This window comes from Aquabacterium parvum (assembly GCF_001447195.1).
Classification (GTDB): Bacteria; Pseudomonadota; Gammaproteobacteria; order Burkholderiales; family Burkholderiaceae_C; genus Aquabacterium; species Aquabacterium parvum.
In genome coordinates, this window is the sequence record NZ_LFRI01000405.1 from 1 (window position 1) to 17,117 (window position 17,117).

11 protein-coding genes and 1 CRISPR repeat array are annotated in these 17,117 nt (G+C 63.0%); of the genes, 2 read left to right on the plus strand and 9 right to left on the minus strand.

Annotated elements, in window-relative coordinates:
* The first annotated feature begins 238 nt into the window (after positions 1–238).
* Positions 239–1,861: a CRISPR direct-repeat array (repeat unit 36 nt; unit sequence GTTCCGGCCAGATCACATATCCCGATGATCTAGACT).
* 70 nt (positions 1,862–1,931) lie between these two features.
* Complete coding sequence (cas2, locus tag ABG80_RS16555; protein WP_058088754.1) at positions 1,932–2,237, minus strand: CRISPR-associated endonuclease Cas2; 306 nt, start codon at positions 2,235–2,237, stop codon at positions 1,932–1,934.
* Between the two features lie 97 nt (positions 2,238–2,334).
* Here cas2 and ABG80_RS22065 point away from each other — a divergent pair.
* Positions 2,335–3,098, plus strand: a protein-coding gene (locus ABG80_RS22065; RefSeq protein ID WP_152987686.1) for an IS5 family transposase whose coding sequence is annotated in 2 segments (ribosomal slippage) — positions 2,335–2,653 and positions 2,653–3,098 — 765 coding nt in all. Because the reading frame shifts where the segments join, the coding sequence is not laid out codon by codon here.
* Positions 3,099–3,108: 10 nt separating this feature from the next.
* On the opposite strand, the gene cas1 is transcribed toward ABG80_RS22065, so the two are convergent.
* The 8 genes from cas1 to ABG80_RS16605 form a co-directional block, all read right to left on the minus strand.
* Positions 3,109–4,041: a type II CRISPR-associated endonuclease Cas1 gene (cas1, locus tag ABG80_RS16570; protein WP_058088738.1), complete on the minus strand. Its 933-nt coding sequence runs from the start codon at positions 4,039–4,041 to the stop codon at positions 3,109–3,111.
* Between the two features lie 5 nt (positions 4,042–4,046).
* Positions 4,047–7,142 (minus strand): type II CRISPR RNA-guided endonuclease Cas9, encoded by a 3,096-nt coding sequence (cas9, locus tag ABG80_RS16575; RefSeq protein WP_058088739.1) that lies wholly within the window; start codon positions 7,140–7,142, stop codon positions 4,047–4,049.
* Between the two features lie 316 nt (positions 7,143–7,458).
* Positions 7,459–8,358: a BKACE family enzyme gene (locus ABG80_RS16580; protein ID WP_058088740.1), complete on the minus strand. Its 900-nt coding sequence runs from the start codon at positions 8,356–8,358 to the stop codon at positions 7,459–7,461.
* Between the two features lies 1 nt (position 8,359).
* Positions 8,360–10,336, minus strand: coding sequence for an acetyl-CoA carboxylase biotin carboxylase subunit (locus ABG80_RS16585; RefSeq protein WP_058088741.1), 1,977 nt, complete (start codon positions 10,334–10,336; stop codon positions 8,360–8,362).
* A 123-nt stretch (positions 10,337–10,459) separates the two neighbouring features.
* Positions 10,460–11,290 carry an enoyl-CoA hydratase/isomerase family protein gene (locus tag ABG80_RS16590; protein WP_058088742.1) on the minus strand — a complete coding sequence of 277 codons (831 nt, stop codon included), beginning with the start codon at positions 11,288–11,290 and terminating at the stop codon, positions 10,460–10,462.
* A 70-nt stretch (positions 11,291–11,360) separates the two neighbouring features.
* A complete protein-coding gene (locus tag ABG80_RS16595; protein ID WP_058088743.1) occupies positions 11,361–12,515 on the minus strand; it encodes an acyl-CoA dehydrogenase family protein in 1,155 nt (384 codons plus the stop codon).
* A gap of 107 nt (positions 12,516–12,622) precedes the next feature.
* On the minus strand, positions 12,623–14,233 hold the full coding sequence (locus ABG80_RS16600) for an acyl-CoA carboxylase subunit beta (RefSeq protein ID WP_058088744.1): 1,611 nt from the start codon (positions 14,231–14,233) through the stop codon (positions 12,623–12,625).
* 79 nt (positions 14,234–14,312) lie between these two features.
* A complete protein-coding gene (locus ABG80_RS16605) occupies positions 14,313–16,313 on the minus strand; it encodes an ATP-binding protein (protein WP_058088745.1) in 2,001 nt (666 codons plus the stop codon).
* Positions 16,314–16,573: 260 nt separating this feature from the next.
* On the opposite strand from ABG80_RS16605, the gene ABG80_RS16610 reads away from it, so the two are divergent.
* Entirely contained in the window at positions 16,574–17,071 is a 498-nt protein-coding gene (locus ABG80_RS16610) for a MerR family transcriptional regulator (protein ID WP_235513907.1), read from the plus strand.
* Positions 17,072–17,117: the final 46 nt, after the last annotated feature.

The following is a 17,117-nucleotide window of genomic DNA, read 5'->3' on the forward strand; positions in this document are numbered from 1 at the left end:
AGCGTCTTGTCTGGCTGGTCAGCCATGACCCCATGCCGAGAGCGCCATGAGGGCCGAGGTGCGCCCGCAGAGTCCCCAAATGGGGTTTTGCAGGGCGCCTGCGGCCACTGCGGGCCTTGTCACGTCCTGCCTGCGTTCTCAAAACCCTCTGACTTGGCACTTGTGGGTCACTTCGCGCCGGATCGCCGCGAAGAACGGGTTACGCGAAGTGCCCTTTGGGGTTGGCCTGCAGCCGAGCGTTCCGGCCAGATCACATATCCCGATGATCTAGACTTCCAGGCGGCGCCACATCAGGTCGCTGTAGGTTCCGGCCAGATCACATATCCCGATGATCTAGACTATGACCCGACGGGCAACGGCGCCGACAACCGTTCCGGCCAGATCACATATCCCGATGATCTAGACTCGCGAGCCGTAGCCAGCGACAAGGCCTCGGGTTCCGGCCAGATCACATATCCCGATGATCTAGACTTCAACTCCTCGACGTAGGGACGCTCCGTCTGTTCCGGCCAGATCACATATCCCGATGATCTAGACTACCCATTCGTCTTTTGCCTCGACAGCGCGCGTTCCGGCCAGATCACATATCCCGATGATCTAGACTGCCAGACCTCCGCGCCCTTCTCGCCGACCTGTTCCGGCCAGATCACATATCCCGATGATCTAGACTGCGCTCGCGCCTCAGCCAATGCCTGCTCCGGTTCCGGCCAGATCACATATCCCGATGATCTAGACTTGGTGGTGATGTTGAACGTGTTGCCGGTGTGTTCCGGCCAGATCACATATCCCGATGATCTAGACTGTGGCGCCGCGCCATTCGCCCGTGATGGCCGTTCCGGCCAGATCACATATCCCGATGATCTAGACTGGGCTCTATTGCTACGCAACGAAGCCACCAGTTCCGGCCAGATCACATATCCCGATGATCTAGACTAGTTCGTAGTTCATCCTTCGTCCTTGTGTGGTTCCGGCCAGATCACATATCCCGATGATCTAGACTCGCCGTGGAAGACGCAAGCGGTTTGCATCTGTTCCGGCCAGATCACATATCCCGATGATCTAGACTCCTGAAAGACGGCGATCGTGTGGCTGTGTCGTTCCGGCCAGATCACATATCCCGATGATCTAGACTCCTGTCGGCTTGCGTCAGGGCACCAAAGAGGTTCCGGCCAGATCACATATCCCGATGATCTAGACTAAGTTACTGCCCAAGCATGTGCGCGAATGTGGTTCCGGCCAGATCACATATCCCGATGATCTAGACTCCACACCTTCGAGCCGTCAATGTCGCCCTTGTTCCGGCCAGATCACATATCCCGATGATCTAGACTTGTCCGAGCCGACGAACACATGGCCCCGAGGTTCCGGCCAGATCACATATCCCGATGATCTAGACTATTCCCGAACCAGTGTTTCGGCGCTGTTGCGTTCCGGCCAGATCACATATCCCGATGATCTAGACTAAATTTTGCACGCAAGGACGAACTGCGAGTGTTCCGGCCAGATCACATATCCCGATGATCTAGACTACTTCGGCTGGTACATCGCCGAGGCGCAGTGTTCCGGCCAGATCACATATCCCGATGATCTAGACTGAGCCTGCGCGGCGTGCAGTTCCTGCGCGAGTTCCGGCCAGATCACATATCCCGATGATCTAGACTTCCACCGTGCTGATGACGTTGGCCAGGCGGGTTCCGGCCAGATCACATATCCCGATGATCTAGACTAGGAACAACGTTCCGCCAAACACGAGTGCTGTTCCGGCCAGATCACATATCCCGATGATCTAGACTGCCAAGCAGGACAGCCAGTTGCAGCAGAACCTGTTCCGGCCAGATCACATATCCCGATGATCTAGACTCCAGATGAGATAACCCCTTGATTCGTCAAGGGGTTTTTCTCTTTTTGGAGGGCAAAAAAGTGGCGCAACATCAGAAGAGATCGAACTGGTCGGGGGCTTTTTTTGCGGCTTGTTTGGCCTTGCCGTAGTACGTCACGATGCGTTCGTACTGCTTGTCGGTGAACGTCAGTATGTTGACCTTCCCCCCTTCTGGCAAGCTGCTTTCCACACGTTTGCTGTAGGTCTCGACTTGGGACAAGCTGGTGCAGAAGCGAGCGTACACGGAGAACTGGGACATCTCGAACCCCATGTCGAGCAGGGCATTGCGGAATCCCGTGGCAGCCTTTCTTTCGGCTTTCTCGACCACCGGCAGATCAAACATGACGATCATCCACATGAGTCGATAGCTGCTGAGCATGAGTGTTGAGAGGTTGAGGGTCTAGGGCGTGTTAACACTATTGTCTAAGACCCTGCTCAGCCGGTAGAGTTCAGGCATGGAGATCACCCCAGAACAATTTGCCAAGATCGAGCATTGCTTGCCTGTCCAACGAGGCAATGTCAGTCTTAGCAACCTGCAAGTCGTCAACGCTATCTTGTATGTCGCTGAACACGGCTGCAAATGGCGAGGTCTACCCAAGCGATTCGGAAATTGGCACACAATTTACACCCGCATGAATCGCTGGACCAAGGCTGGCATTCTTGATCGGATGTTTGAAGAACTGCAACGGGCTCAGGTTGTGCGCATAAAGATCGAAGCGATCTCCTTGGATTCAACCAGCATCAAGGTGCATCCTGATGGCACTGGTGCCCTCAAAAAAACGGACCACAAGCTATCGGCAAATCTCGAGGGGGATGGAACACCAAGATTCATATGGTTGCCGCGGATGCTCGAACAGCCATAACGTTCTCACTGTCGCCCGGCCAAGCTCACGACGCACCAGAAGGTAGGGCACTGCTAAGTCGCCTTGGGGTACTGCAACGGCCTCTGCATCTGCTCATGGATCGCGCCTACGAAGGCAATGAGACCAGACAACTTGCGCTTGATCTGGGCTATATCCCAGTGGTTCCTCCATCGGCCAAGCGCGTGCAGCCCTGGGAATACAACCGCGAGATGTACCGGCGCCGCAACGAGGTTGAGCGCTTGTTTCGCCGCCTCAAAGGTTACCGTCGCGTCTTCTCTCGCTTCGAGAAATTGGACATCATGTTCCTTGGCTTCATCAACTTTGTGCTGGTCGCTGATGGACTTCGGATGTGTTAACACGCCCTAGCTACTCATCGTCCGCAATGCTGGCCGCCAATGACAAAGGCAAGCCTGGTAGGGGCAGTTCCAGCTTGTCTCGCTCTCCCATGTACAACTGGGCCAGTGACACAGCGAGCTTTTGGATGCAAGACATCACCGGCGTGGCGCCGATGCTGGTCTGCATGTCGTCATACAAGGTTCTGACCAAAGTGCGCTTGGTGTCGGGGGTGACATGGCGCTCGCCCTGTCGCGCCAGTTGCCACACTTTCAGGTCGATCACCGGGCGGAACGGTTCCATGACGTCATCCACCAATCGCATGGCGTTGCCCTCGTTGCTGTGAAACACACCGAGCGTGGGATGCAGGCCTGCAGCAACGATGGATCGAGCTGTGGCAGCACGCAAGACCGTGTAGCCGTAGTTCAAGAGGCCATTGAGGCCATCTCCATCTTGATCGCGGCGAAACTCATTGCCAAAGAGTAGGCTCCAATATCGCCGGGCGCCTTGTGCCTCAATGTTGCCGGTGTCCCCAGACTTGACCTTGTTGATCAGTGCAGTCAGCGGTGCGGTGGGCGCACCAGCAGCTTCCAGTGCAGCCGCTTGTTGCTGCAACTTGGAGCGGACGATGTCAGCCCAGACACGTTTGTGCGTGGGTTTGCTGGCTGCAATCTGGGCGTCCAGTCTCTTTGCTTGCTGGAAGTTGCCATCAATGCTCAGCAGCATGCCGACGGCATTGTGGTTAGATCCGCACAGCACAAATGGAGCGCCCCGTTCTGCCAGGGCAACCAGCAGATTGTTCGTGTAACTCAGCCCGTGCGCGTTGGCGATGACGGCTGCGATGTCATCGAGCGGTACTTGCCCCAACTCCTTTCGCTGACCTTCTGTGTCTTGCACGACCAGAAAGCCGCGCGACACGAACAAGTGGCGTCGGTCATCGGCCACTTCCACAATGCGGCCGACCATCGCACTTACCCTTTGAAGCCCGGGTCGCGCAATTCGCCAATTGGCGAAACGGTGACGCGGCGACCTTTGGCTTTCTGAAGACCGACAGGTGTCTTCACTGTGTAGGTAAAGGCGTCCTCCTTGTCGCGGGCGCGGGCGCTTTCATTCGCCTCGTTGTGTTCAACCCAAAACATGCGGCCATCAGCCGCCAATTTGGCAAGCCGCATGAGTTTCATACCTTCGTCTGTTTCGAGCTTGACGTAGTCGTCCCGGATCAATCGCATCACCAAGGGCTTACCACTGAGGCTCAATGTGGGGTGTCGGAGTCGCGAGACGCCATCGCGGCCAGCATTCCGCTCTTTCCGCACCAGTTGGTAAGCATCAAAGGTTGAGATGACTTCGCCTTCCCACTTGCCCTTGTCGTTGCTAACTATTTCAATGCAGTAGTTGCTGTCGCCCTTGTAGCCTTTGTACGCGCCGGATCGGTGGTTGTGATCGGAGTCAAACCAGGGCTCGTTGGTTGAGTGCTTGGCTTTGGCGTAATCGAACTCGATGACCTTCAACGTGTCTTCAACCAGCGTTCGTTTGCCATCTACCAATTTGTGCACACCCACGCGACCATTGCCAAGCAGACTGTATGCGGTGTCGTTGTGCATCGCACCTTCATGGCTGTGGTCAGGTTTGTGGCTGACCAGGATGTGGTTGATGGCGCGCTTGACCTGTTCGCGATAAGTGGGCCATGGGTCCGGCATGCTCTCGGCCCAGTCCATGATGTGTTGATCGCGACCGCGTTTGCTGGCGTTGGACAGTTCTTGCAAGGTCTTTTGATCGGTCACACCGATGACGCAGGCGTCCACCGCGTGATGGCGATGATCATTGCGGTTCTTTTCTCCGCGCAGCCCCAGGATGCCGTTGAGTCCGAATTGGTGGCGCAGCAGCGCGGTCATCTGACCAGGGATGACACGGGTGGCGTGCGGGCATATCAGGCTGATGTACTCACGGGTGATGCGTGACAGGTATCGGGTGTCGTTGAGCGCGCGGGCCAGGAACCCATTGCCCTCTTTGTCCCAACGCTCCATGGCATCCATCGCAAACCGATACCGTTTGCCTTTGGGCATCTGTTCGGCACGCTTGAGGATGGCCTCATAGTTGCAGCTTTCAACCTGGTTTTGACCGAATGCTTCCGCAGGCGTCTTGTTGCCTTTGATGCGGTTGGCCCAGCGCATGGACACGGTCTTGTTGTTGAGGCTGTTGTCCAGTGTGCGTGCGTAAGGCAGGATGTGTTCGATTTCGACCCGGCCATCGCTGCTGAGCAGGTCCAAGGCGGAGATGCGTGCGCCAGAGTATGGGCAGCATCGATTGAGCACATCGTTCTCGTTGAGTTCTTCCCACAAGATCCATTTCTGGATGTCCGCCACCTTGACTCGTTCTGGGCTGATGCTGCCATTGGAGGCTTCAGCGACTTCCTGGCGGATGCGTGCGTTTCGTTTCTGGTTGTCTGCCTGGCGCTTGTTGGTCTCTTCGCGTTGCTGCCGACTTTGTTTGAGATCGCGGGCAACCTCGACCACCACCTGGCTGGGGTGCCCGTAGCGTTTGATCAGGTCGTTGACCACGGTCCGCACCTGATTGAGGCCGATGTGAACCGTTGGGTTGGCAATCTTCCCGAACCGCTTCTCGTCCGGGTCGTTTGCGTCGAGTGTGCCGAAGCTGACATGTCGCTGCAGTGCTTCGCCGTAGTAGGGCAGGGTGGGGTGTTGCTCTCCGATGGCTGACGCATCGAGTTGACTGTGATGCTCGAATCCGGCCGCTTGCACAGCTTTGTCGTAGGAGATGACCTCTTGCCTGAGCGCGGGGACAATGCGAGCCAGTGCCTTGCGGCTCAGGCTGCCATAGCCTTCGGGCAATCCAACATTGGCGATGGCTTCGGCCTGCGCTTCATTGACGCCAGTTTCAAGCAGGAGCCACTTGATCAGTGCAGACTCATCTTCTTCACTGAGAATGCGGCTGACGATATCGTCTTGCTTGGCCTCATCGAAGGTAAACCAAGATTGGCCAAAATGACCTGGTTTGCTGAGGATGGCATTCGTGATGTTGCCCTTGAGTTCTTGTCGCTTGGGGTCTTCGAAGTTGAACTGCACGGCGCCTTTGAGACCAAGCAAGGCCTTGATCTGAACGAATGTGCGTTTTGGGTTGTGCTCCAGCGCTTGAACCAGTGCATCTCGCTGTGTCAGTGTCAGCACTTCCTCGTGCAGGCCTTCACGCAGTATGCGCAGATGGTTGGCCTCCAGGTACATGCGGTAGCGTTGCGTACTGGGCAGGGCCAGCGGGGCACGCTCTTCCTCAGGCATGAAAGTGCAACGACCGGGGCGAACCGGGAGCAGGGGCCGTTGCTTGGTCAAGCACTCTTTCAGTTCGTGGTAGGCGGCCGCACAGAAAATGTCTGGATTCAGTGAGGCTTGTTTGCTCCACAAGGCTTCGAACTCATCGATCGCCATGGCGCGGTCGATGTACAGGTCGTAGCTCTTGTCGATCTTGGTTTTGCCGTCGGGTTTGAGCGCTTTGCTTTCCCGATAGCGGGCGCGCACGGTCTGGCCGGTTTGCATGCGCCTGAACAGCAGTTCGCCAACCGTGCGGCCTTGGCCTTCTGCCAAGGCATCCCGCAGTCGTTTGATGGCGCTTTTGAGTGCGCTGTTGTCGTTGTCCTTCTTGTCGGTTTTTCGATTGCTCTGAAAGCCACGTCTTTGGTTCAGGTGGAACAGAGCTCGGGCAAACTCTTCAGGCGTGAGGGACTCATCCAGTCCTCGGGCTCGCAATTCGTATGGATTGATCGTCTCCAGTGCCTTGCGCGCCTCTGGGTCTTTCGGAAAGAATCCGTGTTCGATGAGCAGGTGCATCATGCGCGCCTTGCGGCGCAGCAGGCGATCACGGCGTCGGCGCATCGCCCGCGCCATGCGCCGGGTGACGGCGAGGGAGTTGCCATCCGGGTCGCGGCCATTGGAGAAGATGCGCACGCCTGCCTTGATGATGGCGCAGGGGTTGGATGCTTCGTCCAATCGAAGCAGCGCGAAGCCGAGTGAGGTTGAGCCCAGATCGAGTGCGAGCCGATAGCGCATCTTGGCCATGCTGTTCCCTGAAGATGTTCATTTATTCAGGTGCATCCTAGATGCAACTCGTTTCAATCGTCAAGTCCGTACCGTGGTTTCAGGGGTGTAAATTTGAGGCTGTAAAGCGCATGTGGTTTCAGGTTCCGGCCGGCCGCATCCCGTTTACATTGATGTCAGGCGCGTGCTAGCATTCGCCACATTGATCATCGGGATATGTGTTCTGGACGCTAACAAGCTGATGCTTTAGTAGCTAGATGCACCAAATGAGAAGGCCGCTATATGCGGCCTTCTGTCTTTCTGCAGCAGGCCTTGTGGGCCTTGGGTTCGTGCTTGCTCAAGCCGCCAGCGGCAACGCCCCCACGCCATGGAACTTGGCCTCACGCAAGCCCAGCATCTGCCGCGCCTCAACCGGCGAAGCCACCTCGCGCCCGGCGCGCTTCGCGCAAGCGGCCAGCGCCTCGATCAACTGCCCGTTGCCCGATGTCTTCTCACCCCCCGGCAGGTAGAAGGTGTCTTCCACGCCGGTGCGCAGCATGCCGCCCAGGTCGGCGGTGGCCTGGTGCACGGCCCAGATCTCTTCGCGGCCGATCAGCGTGGTCTGCCAGATGGTGTTCGGCTCGCGGTACTTGACCAACAGCTTGAGCAGCTCGGCGTCGGCCGGCATGCCCGAGGCCACGCCCATCACGAAGTTGTACTCCAGGTGCTCGGCCATGCCGGCCTTCTGGTACATGCCCACCGAGCGCACGATGCCCACGTCGAAGCATTCGAACTCGGGGCGCGTGCCGCTCTCGTTCATCACCTCGATCATGGCCTTGACCTTGTCGACCGTGTTGTCGAACAGCATGGGCGGCCAGGCCCACTGGCCGTTGTCCTTGATCTTGAGGTAGTTCAGGCTGCCGGCGTTGCAGGCGGCGATTTCGGGGCGCACGGCGCGGATGCAGGCAGAGGGGCCGCTGATGTCGGGGCCGACCACGCCGGTGGTCAGGTTGATGATGACGCCCGGACAGGCTTCGCGGATGGCGGTGTCGATCTCGCCAGCGACGTCTGGGTCCCAGCTGGGGAAGCGACCCATGCCGGGCTCTTGCCTGCGCAGGTGCACGTGCATGATCGACGCGCCCGCGTCATAGGCCTCGCGCGCGGCGGCGGCCATTTCCTTAGGCAGCACGGGCACGGGGTGCTGCGCCGGGTCGGTGAGCACGCCGGTGAGCGCGCAGGTCAGGATGGCCTTGTCCATGTCAGTCTTCCTTGTTGAGTTCGATGTCGATCAGCAGGGCCTTGGCCTGCACCTGGTCGCCCGCTTTCGCGTACACAGCTTTGATCACGCCCGGCGCCTGGGCGTTGAGCCACATTTCCATCTTCATGGCCTCGATGGCCAACAGCGGCTGGCCTTCGGTGACGGCGTCACCCGCCTGCACCAGCACCTGTGTGACGGTGCCGGCCACGGGGGCCAGGGCGCGGCTGGGGTCGAGGGCGTTGCCCGCGTCCGGCCAGGCCGAGACCTCGGCGAAGGTGAAGACGGCCGCCTCGATGACGAGGTTCAGGGAGTCGCCCAGCCACACGGCGCGCACGCGGCGTTGCACGCCGTCGAGTTCGATGCGGGCTTCGCCGCGCGTGGCGTCTTCGCTCAGCAGCTTCACGGCGACGGGGGCGGCTTGCGGGTTCATCGCCACGTTGTAGAGGCCGCCTGAGGCAGCGCTCACGCGCAGCGTGCGCTTGACGCTGTCTTGTTGCAGGGGCAGGTCCCAGGCGCTGACGCTGTCGGCGCGCAGCAGGTGGGCCGTGCCTTGCTGGCGCGCACCGAACAGGGCACCCGCGATCAGCCAGGCCTCGTCCGAGGCCACCGGGGCTTGCAGGATGGGGGCGCCATCGGTCTGCCACTGGTCGATCAGCGTGGTCGTCATGCTGCCGGTGCGGAAGCGCGGGTGGTCGACCAGGTCGCGCAGGAAGCGGGCGTTGTGCTTCAGGCCCAGCAGCGGCGCATCGTCCAGCGTGGCCATCAGGCGGCGGATGGCGTCGGCGCGGTCGCGGCCGTGCACGATGAGCTTGGCCACCATCGGGTCGTAGTGCGGGGTGACCTCGCCGCCTTCGCGGATGCCGTCGTCGATGCGCACGCCCTCATACAGCGCTTGCGCAGGGCGCCACCACTGCACCGGACCGGTCTGCGGCGCAAAGCCCGCGTACGGGTCTTCGGCGTACAGGCGAGCCTCGATGGCGTGGCCGCTCAGGGGGATGTCTTCCTGCTTGACGGGCAGCGGCTGGCCTTCGGCCACGCGGATCTGCCACTCGACCAGGTCAAAGCCCGAGACCATTTCGGTGACCGGGTGCTCGACCTGCAGGCGGGTGTTCATCTCCAGGAAGTAGTGGTTCAGGTCCTGGTCGACGATGTACTCGATGGTGCCAGCGCCGCGGTAGCCAATCGCTTGCGCGGCCAGCACGGCATCGCGGCCCATGCGCTTGCGCATGGCGGGGCTGACCACTGGCGAGGGCGACTCTTCGATGACCTTCTGGCGGCGTCGCTGGGCCGTGCAGTCGCGCTCGCCAATGTAGACGGCGTTGCCGTGCGCATCGGCGAACACCTGGATCTCGATGTGGCGGCCGTCGAGGATCAGGCGCTCCAGCATCAGCGTGCCGTCGCCGAAGGCGTTTTGCGCTTCGCGGCGCGCGCTGGTGATGGCTTGCGCGAGTTCGGCCTTCTCGTGCACCAGGCGCATGCCGCGCCCGCCGCCGCCGCTCACGGCCTTGACCAGCAGGGGGTAGCCCATGCGCTCGGCTTGCTCGATCAGGGTGGCGTCGTCCTGCTTGTCGCCCAGGTAGCCGGGCGCGCAGGGCACGCCCGCTTCGATCATGGCGCGCTTGGCACCGGCCTTGTCACCCATCACGCGGATGGCTTCGGGGCCCGGACCGATGAAGGTCACGCCCGCGTCGGCGCAGGCCTGCGCGAAGTCGGCGTTCTCCGACAGGAAGCCGTAGCCGGGGTGCAGCGCGTTGGCGCCGGTCTTGCGGCAAGCGGCCAGCAAGGCTCCCACGTTGAGGTAGGACTGCGCCGCGGCGGCGGGGCCGATGCAGACGGCTTCGTCGGCCAGCGACACGTGCGGCGCTTGCGCATCGGCCTCGCTGTAGACGGCCACCGTGCGGTAGCCGAGCTTGCGGGCGGTGCGGATGACGCGGCAGGCGATTTCCCCGCGGTTGGCAATGAGGATTTTTTTGATCATGCGGTTCTCCGCGTGGAAATCGCCTGCAGCCCGCTTCGCGTGCGCATGCAATTTGGCTTCGCCGCAAGGCCTGCGGCCTTGTCGCCACGGTTCGCAATGAGGATCTTTTTGATCATGGTGTGATCAGCCTTGTTGGGGAACCCACTTGGGTTTGCGCTTTTGCATGAAGGCGCCGGTGCCTTCCTGGCCTTCTTCGCTGAGCACGGCTTGGGCGAACAGCTGCGCGGCGTCGTCCACCAGTTGTTCCGGCGGGGTCAGGCGGGCGCGGGCCAGCAGGCCCTTGGTGGTGGCGATGGCTTGCGGGCCGCAGGCCAGGATGCTGGCGAGCGTGCGTTGCAGCGCGCCTTCAAGCTCGTCGGCGTTGCCGTGCACCTCGTGCACCAGGCGCAAGGTCAGCGCTTCGGCGGCGTTGACCTTCGCGCCGGTGACCGACAGGCGCTTGGCCTCGGCGTAACCCAGTCGCTCGACCAGGAAGGGCGCGATCTGCGCGGGGATGATGCCCAGCGAGGTCTCGGGCAGGCGGAAGGCCACGGTGTCCAGCGCCAGGCTGACGTCGGACACGCAGGCCAGGCCGAAGCCACCGCCCATCACCGTGCCTTCGAGCACCGTGACGATGGGCAGGGGAGAGCGAGCGTAGGCCAGGCACAGGCGGCCGAAGGCAGCGTTGGTTTCTGCCACCGGGTTCAGGCCTTCGACCGGATCGGGTGCGGCCTGCATCTGCGCCAGCTTCATGCGCGCCTGGGCCATGTCGGAGATGTCGCCGCCCGCGCAGAAGTGACCGCCGCTGCCCCGCACCACCACCGCGCGCACGCTGGGGTCCTGTTCAGCGGCCTTGAGCGCGGCCAGCAGCTCGCTGACCATGGCCAGCGACATGGCGTTGCGCACCTCGGGGCGGTTGAGCGTGAGGGTGCAGACGCCTTGCGTGGTCTGGACCTGGATGGTGGTGTAGGACATGGAGGCGGTCGGTTGAAGGTGACAGCGTCGTGAAGGGGGAGGGCCCTCTGACGGGGCCTTGGGGTGGGGCTCAGCGCGCCTTCTTGGGCAGGGTGCCTTCGAACTTGCAGATGATCCCGAGCATGATTTCGTCGGCGCCACCGCCGATCGAGACCAGGCGGCCGTCGCGATAAGCCTGCGAGACGGGGTTGTCGTAGGTGAAGCCCATGCCGCCCCAGTACTGCAGGCAGCTGTCGGCCACCTCGCGGATCAGGCGGCCGCACTTGAGCTTGGCCATCGAGGCCAGCTTGGTGACGTCCTTGCCTTGCACGTACTCGTCAACTGCACGGTAGGTCAGCGAGCGCAGCAGCTCGACCTCGGTGCGCAGCTCGGCCAGGCGGAAGTGGATGACCTGGTTGTTGATCAAGGGCGAGCCGAAGGTGTGGCGCTCCTTGCAGTACTCGATGGTCAGGTCGATCAGCTTGTCCAGCATCTTCAGGGAGTTGGCCGCACCGTACAGGCGCTCTTCCTGGAACTGGATCATCTGCATCATGAAGCCCGCGCCTTCGGTGCCGATCAGGTTGCGGCGGGGCACGCGCACGTTGTCGAAGAAGATCTGCGCCGTGTCCGACGAGTTCATGCCGATCTTCTTGATCTTCTGCGTGGTGATGCCCTTGGCGTCCATCGGCACGATGATCAGCGACTTGTTGCTGTGCACCGGGCCTTCGGAGGTGTTGGCCAGCAGGCAGCACCAGTCGGCCTGCGTGGCGTTGGTGATCCACATCTTGCTGCCGTTGATGACGTAGTCGTCGCCTTCGGTGCGGGCCGTGGTCTTCAGCGCGGCCACGTCGGATCCACCGCCGGCTTCGCTCACGCCGATGCAGCCCACCATGTCGCCGGCAATCGCCGGTGCCAGGTATTCCTTCTTCAGCTCATCGGAGCCGAAGCGGTGCAGGGCGGGGGTGCACATGTCGGTCTGCACGCCAATGGCCATGGGCACGCCGCCACAGGGGATGGCGCCCAGTTCTTCGGCCACCACCATCGAGTAGGAGAAGTCCAGGCCCATGCCGCCGTAGGCGGTGTCGTACTTGACGCCCAGCAGGCCCAGCTTGCCCATCTTCTTGAACACCTCGTGGGCCGGGAAGATCTCGGCGGCCTCCCATTCCTTGACGTGGGGGTTGATCTCTTGTTCGCAGAAGCGCTTGACGGTTTCGGCCAGGGCGCGGTGTTCGGCGGTGAATTGCATGCGGGTTCTCCTCGGGTCTGCAGGATGGCGCTCTGTGGTGTGGGGGGCGCCTGGTCGTGGTGGCGGGATGGCCAGTGAATCGGTGCAGAAGGGGCGGGGCGGGCGGCTCAGAAGCGGGCCACGCCGAAGGTGTTGCCGCGCAGCTGGCGCTGGTCGGCGTCGCGTGCCAGGTCCAGGCACAGCGAGAGCACGCGGCGGGTGTCGCGCGGGTCGATCACGCCGTCGTCCCACAGGCGGGCAGTCCCGAACAGCACGTTGCTCTCGGCGTCCAGGCGCTTCTTGATCTCGGCCGACATGCCTTCGAGCATCGCGTCGTTGACGGGCATGCCGGCGCGTTCCATCTTGCCGCGCGTGACGATCTCCATCACCTTGGCGGCTTGCGCGCCACCCATCACGGCCACGCGGGCAGACGGCCAGCTGAAGATGAAGCGCGGGTCGAAGCCGCGGCCGCACATGCCGTAGTTGCCGGCGCCGAACGAGCCGTTGAGCACGATGGTGAACTTGGGCACCCGCGCGTTGGCCACGGCCTGGATCATCTTGGAGCCGTGTTTGATGGCGCCGCCGTGTTCGGCCGCCGAGCCCACCATGTAGCCCGTGGTGTTTTGCAGGAAGACCAGCGGCGTGCCGGATTGGTCGCACAGCTGGATGAACTGCGCCGCCTTGGTCGAGCCCTGCGGCTGGATGGGGCCGTTGTTGCCCAGGATGCCGACCAGGTGGCCGTTGATGCGGGCGTGGCCGCACAGCGTCTCGCTGCCGTAGTTGGCCTTGAACTCCAGGAAGTCGGAGCCGTCGACGATGCGGGCGATGACCTCGCGGGTGTCGAAGGGCTCGCGGTCGTCGGCGGGGATGCAGCCCAGCAGCTCCTGCTCGTCGTACAGCGGGGCGGGCACGGTGGGTTGCTCGCGCACGGCATCCCACTGCAGTTTGTCGAGCAGGTCGCGGGTGAGTGCGATGGCGTGGGCGTCGTTGTCGGCCAGGTACTCGCCCAGGCCGGTCACGCTGGCGTGCATCTCGGCGCCGCCCAGGTCTTCGTCGGTGGCGTCTTCACCGATGGCGGCCTTGACCAGCGGCGGGCCGGCCAGGTAGATGCTCGAGCGGCCCTTGACCAGCACCACGTAGTCCGACAGGCCGGGCAGGTAAGCGCCGCCGGCCGTGGACGAGCCATGCACCACGGCGATCTGCGGGATGCCCATGGCACTCAGCCGCGCCTGGTTGGCGAAGCTCTTGCCGCCGTCCACGAAGATCTCGGCCTGGTACATGAGGTTGGCGCCGCCGGACTCGACCAGTCCGATCAGGGGCAGCTTGTTCTCGCGGGCGATCTCTTGTGCGCGCAGGCCCTTTTTCAGGCCCATGGGCGAGATGGTGCCGCCCTTGAGCGCCGAGTCAGAGGCGGTGACCAGGCAGCGCTTGCCGGCCACCACGCCGATGCCGATGATGGTGCCGCCGCCCAGCACGCTCTTCTTGCCATCGTCGTCGTGCATGCCCAGGCCGGCGAGCATCGACAGCTCCAGGAAGGGCGTGCCGCGGTCGATCAGGCGGGCGACGCGTTCGCGCGGCAGCAGCTGGCCGCGTTTTTCGAACTTGTCGCGCTTGGAGGCCGAGCCTTCGCGCACCTGGGATTCGAGGGCGCGGACCTGATCCAGCCGCTCCTGCATGCGGGCGGTGTTGCTTTGGAAGGCGTCGGACTGCGGGTTGAGGGCGGAGCGCAGGGCGGGCATCTTGAGGGTGATCCGTGATGAGTCACCGCCAATGTATGCGTGGTTGACGTTAACGTCAACCAAATCCTGCTTGGGTGAACTACCTAGCTTGTCGCAGGCTGCGCACGCGCTCGGTGTGCTCGTCCACGCAGGCCAGCAAGGCGGCCACGTCCAGTGGCTTGGTCAGGTAGCCCGAGAAGCCGTGGTCGCGCGCGCGGTGGATCTGGTCGGGCATGGCATCGGCCGAAAACGCCACCCGGGGCACACCTTGCAGCGTGGGTTCGGCCTGCAGCTGGCGGGCCAGCTCGAAGCCGCTCATGTCGCCCAGGTGCATGTCCAGCAGGAACAGGTCGGGCACCTGCTCGCGCGCCATGGCCACGGCTTCGGCACCGCTGGTGGCCACGCGCACCAGGCAGCCCGGGCGCAGCTTGAGCACCTCCAGCACCAGCTCGGCGTTGAGGTCGTTGTCCTCGGCGTAGAGCACGCGCAGCTCGTTGCCACCGGCCTCACGCGCGACGAGGTGGCCCGAATCGGTGGCGGGGCTTGCCGCGGTGGACGTGGCTTGCGCCTTGGGCACCCACGCGATGAAGCTGGAGCCCTGTCCGGGCTGGCTGCGCACCTCCAGCCGCCCTTGCATCGCTTCGAGCAGCTTGCGCACGATCACCAAGCCGATGCCGGTGCCCTCCACGCCTGTGCGCTCGGCCCCCAGTCGGTTGAAGGGCTCGAACAGGTGCGCCTGCTGCTCGACGCTCAGCCCCACACCGGTGTCGTCGATCGCGATGGCGAGCTGATCGCCCTCGGCCCAGACGCGCAGTGTGACGTGGCCCTGGGGCCGGTTGTACTTCACCGCGTTGCTCATGAGGTTGACCAGCACCTGGCGCAAGCGCATGGGGTCGACCTGGATCAGGGTGTGGTCATCGACCGTGGCGGCGTGCAAGGTGATGCCGCTGCCCCGGGCGAGCGGCGCGACCAGGTGGCAGGCCTCGTTGAGCAGCACGGACGCCCGGCAAGGCTCGAGCGACAACGGCAGGTTGCCTGCCTCGATGCGCGAGAGGTCGAGCACATCGCTGATGATGCCCAGCAGGTGCGAGCCCGCGCTCTCGATGTGCTCGACGTGCTGGCGCTGCGTGGCATTGAGGTGGCCGGACGAGCTCAGCCGCAGCAACTGCGCAAAGCCGATCACGGCGTTCAGCGGCGTGCGCAGCTCGTGGCTCACGCGCGAGAGGAACTCGTTCTTGGCCAGGTTGGCGTCCTGCGCGACCTGTGCGGCCATGCGTGCCTTCAGCAGCGCCTTCTTGTCGGTGACGTCGGCGGTGTGGCCGTACCAGACCACGCTGCCGTCTTCTTCCGTGACCGGGATGGCGTGGCCACCGTACACGCGCAGCCCCTTGCTGGGCAGGATCACGCGGTACTCGAAGTCCACCGGGCGCAGCAGGGCGCCGGGCTTGGGCGCGGTGGCCAGTCGCCTGACGTAGGCCAGGTCATCGGGGTGCACCCGCGCGTGGTGAGCGTGGTAGTCGCGCTCCATCAGCTCGTGTGGCAGCTCGAACATCTCCATGGCCCGGTCGCTGATGTAGAGGAAGCGCGCGCGGCCATCGGCGTCGAAGCCGATCTTGTGGATGAGGCCGGGCACGAACTTGCCCATGCTGCTGAGCAGGGCCTCTCGCTCGCGCAGCGCCAGCTCGGAAGCCTTGCGCTCGGTGATGTCCTCGATGACGCTGACGAAGTAGAGCGGCTGGCCGTTCTCGTCGCGCGCCAGCCGGGAGGTGACCAGGGCCCACACGGTGCTGCCGTCGGCGCGCAGGTAGCGCGTTTCGCGGCGGAACTGGGCCACGGTGCCGGCCTTCATGTCGGCCACGCACTGGGCGTCGAGGGCGAGGTCGTCGGGGTGGGTGATGTCCAGGAAGCGCAGCTTGAGCAGGTCGTGCTCGCTGTGGCCCAGGAAGTGGCACAGGCTGGTGTTGACCTCGATGAAGCGGCCGCCGAGGTCGAGCATGGCCTGGCCGGGCGCTGAAAGCGCGAAGGCCGCCCGGTAGCGCGCGACCTGCTCGCGCAGATCGGCGAGTTCTGCAGCCAGCTCGGAATTCAGGGCAGGATCCATGAGGCGATCTTACGTGCCTGAGGCCGCCATGGGGCATGCCTGCGTGTGACGCAGCGCACAACGCCGAGCCCGGCTTGAGCCGGTGGGTGACGTGCGCGTGATCTGCATGCCTATGAGGTGAGCTACCTATGTCGCAGTGCAGGGGCTTCCCTTAACCTCTTGCGGGTCAACCGGTGACGGTGGGCGGCAGCGCGGTGTCGTGCTTGTCGTACCATCGGCACTTCCAGCGAATCAGCCAGGTCAAAGCAGTGGGGCGCTCCGTGAAATCCAAGCCAGAACAATCCATCGGTGAAGCCGCAGGTGACGGCGTGCCGCCGTCTTGGGCCCTGGAAGACCACGATGACCGCGACACCGACGCCATCATGGGCATCGCCGAGGTCTGCGAGCGCTACAAGGTCTCGCCGCGCGCCTTGCGCTTCTACGAGACCAAGGGCCTGCTGGCGCCGCGCCGCATCAACGGCACCCGCGTCTACAGCCAGATCGACCGCGCCCGCCTGATGCGCATCCTGCGCGCCAAGTCGCTGGGCACGCCGCTGGCCGAGATCAAGCACTACCTGGACATGTACGGCCAGCACGGTGAAGGCCGCATCCAGCAGCTGACCTGGGTGATCGAGAAGACGGACGCGGCCATCGCCGAGCTCGAAGCCAAGCGCGCCCAGATCGAGGCCTCGCTGACGGAGCTGCGCTTCATCAACGAGCGCACGCGCCAGACCCTGGCGGCCAAGCGCCAGGGCGGCGGGCAGGACAAGGCGGCCTGAGCGGCCCCGGCTGCTGCGCGGCCTCGGCTCCGTGAAGGCTCCGTGA

Excerpts from the sequence above, each read along its gene's own strand:
- cas2 (WP_058088754.1), bottom strand. The coding sequence starts at position 2,237 with ATGTGGATGATCGTCATGTTTGATCTGCCGGTGGTCGAGAAAGCCGAA.
- cas1 (WP_058088738.1), bottom strand. The coding sequence starts at position 4,041 with ATGGTCGGCCGCATTGTGGAAGTGGCCGATGACCGACGCCACTTGTTC.
- cas9 (WP_058088739.1), bottom strand. The coding sequence starts at position 7,142 with ATGGCCAAGATGCGCTATCGGCTCGCACTCGATCTGGGCTCAACCTCA.
- ABG80_RS16580 (WP_058088740.1), bottom strand. The coding sequence starts at position 8,358 with ATGGACAAGGCCATCCTGACCTGCGCGCTCACCGGCGTGCTCACCGAC.
- ABG80_RS16585 (WP_058088741.1), bottom strand. The coding sequence starts at position 10,336 with ATGATCAAAAAAATCCTCATTGCCAACCGCGGGGAAATCGCCTGCCGC.
- ABG80_RS16590 (WP_058088742.1), bottom strand. The coding sequence starts at position 11,290 with ATGTCCTACACCACCATCCAGGTCCAGACCACGCAAGGCGTCTGCACC.
- ABG80_RS16595 (WP_058088743.1), bottom strand. The coding sequence starts at position 12,515 with ATGCAATTCACCGCCGAACACCGCGCCCTGGCCGAAACCGTCAAGCGC.
- ABG80_RS16600 (WP_058088744.1), bottom strand. The coding sequence starts at position 14,233 with ATGCCCGCCCTGCGCTCCGCCCTCAACCCGCAGTCCGACGCCTTCCAA.
- ABG80_RS16605 (WP_058088745.1), bottom strand. The coding sequence starts at position 16,313 with ATGGATCCTGCCCTGAATTCCGAGCTGGCTGCAGAACTCGCCGATCTG.